Source organism: Piscirickettsia salmonis LF-89 = ATCC VR-1361 (assembly GCF_000297215.2).
GTDB lineage: Bacteria > Pseudomonadota > Gammaproteobacteria > Piscirickettsiales > Piscirickettsiaceae > Piscirickettsia > Piscirickettsia salmonis.
In genome coordinates this window covers 1-1,666 of the sequence record NZ_AMFF02000242.1, presented here as the reverse complement: position 1 = coordinate 1,666, position 1,666 = coordinate 1, and the positions used below count along the sequence as shown (strand labels likewise).

Here is a 1,666-nt window from a genome sequence, read left to right as displayed (position 1 = left end):
AAATTTTTTGCAACAGTGCCAGCAAGCGTAACGTTAGAAGTTAATCTTTTTAAATTATTTGTGAAGATTAACGTAGGTTCTTGTTTGTCTTTTGAAAAAGAAAATTCTTTTATATTTTCTTTATCTTGATTATTAAAAAAATAATTACTATTACTTTTTTGTTCATATAAAGCATAGTTTCTTATATCACGCATACGAACAGAATCACCATTTGGATGAATCTCTAATTTAAGTAAATAGTTTTCATTTAAATTTAATAATCGCTTTAGTTCTTTTCCTGTAGTTGTACTTTGTTGAGAAAAAAAATCACTCTGTCGTAATGATGAGACAAAACATAAATCTTTTAAATTTTTACATTTATCAAATAAAATCTGTTTGAACTCTGTTGTCATTGAATTTTGTAGATATTCTTTAATTTTTATTAATTTTATTTTTTTATTTAATTCTACTTTGGTGTCAAGAACTAGCGAATGTACACCTTGAATATAATGGTGAACTTTATGAGGGACCCCAGTTTGATGACAACCACTTGTTTCAATAACAGCCTTAGGATTTAGATAGTTAATATTTTCATGAAATTTTTTTATATCATCATCGTTATTTAAAAATTCAGCTATATTTGAAGGATAACAATAAACATCATAACTATGATAATCACAAATATTTTTTATGAATTTAAAAGTTTCATGACTTATCCAAGATTGTCTTATTAAAATCAATCTATTAACTATTGAATTTTTCATCCATTTAAAATTTTCTTCTTTATCATTGAAAAAATTTTTAAAAAAATTAGTAATTTCATTATTGTGATAAGATTCAGAATCTATTCCCAATTTATTAAAAAATAAATTTTTATTTTTTAAGTTTGAAAACTTTCTAAAACAGTTTGATTTAATTAATTCAGAGTTTTTGTAATTTTCAAAAAAATCATCACATGATTTTGATTTTATAAAAAGTTTTTTTGTCAAGTTCCAAAATTCATGTACATCAGAGGAGTTATCAACTATAAAGATATGAGGGTTCAACGTTAATCTTTCTGAAGTTAGTTCCTTAGCTAGGAATACATTTCTTAACCCTCCTGTACCTACCACAGCAAAATATTTTTGAGGTTTTATCAATTTTTTAGTTTGAAGTAAAGGATCATTACCCACAGCAAATGTTGGATATTTTACTAAAAAATCAGAATTAGGTTTTTTAAAATTTTTTCTAATTTTACTATTTTTAAAAAAATTCCAAATTATTAGTGCTGCTTCTTCTTTTGAAAGTTTCATAGATTTATTCCTTCTGATCACTATTTTAATTTTTTGCCATCAATACTAAAATTGAGGCACTGTTGCGAAAAGTTGTAGGGAGCTCGTAAGCGTCGCTACCTCGGTAGGTATTTTGCACATCCAATGATGCAAAATCGCCGAGCAAAACGCGACGACTATAAACCCTCGGCTGTCCGCGTCACACAGCGTTACGTGCCTTGAATCGGCACACTCCACTACTGTGCTCTCACATGACTCTACGGTTCGTATAGATTTTTAGACACTCGTTACGCTTGCTACAGACCTAACGGCCTTTCGCAACTCCGCTCTGCTAAAAACCCGAACCTACCTCGGCCTACTCACCCCGTGCTTAGCACTCCATGGCTCGCAGCGATTGCAAAAAACTTGTTGGACCG

1 protein-coding gene is annotated in these 1,666 nt (G+C 29.5%); it reads right to left on the bottom strand.

The window, feature by feature from the left end:
- Positions 1-1,271 (bottom strand): hypothetical protein (locus tag C200_RS13810; RefSeq protein ID WP_033923847.1); only part of this gene is annotated, 1,271 nt, incomplete at its 3' end.
- Positions 1,272-1,666: the final 395 nt, after the last annotated feature.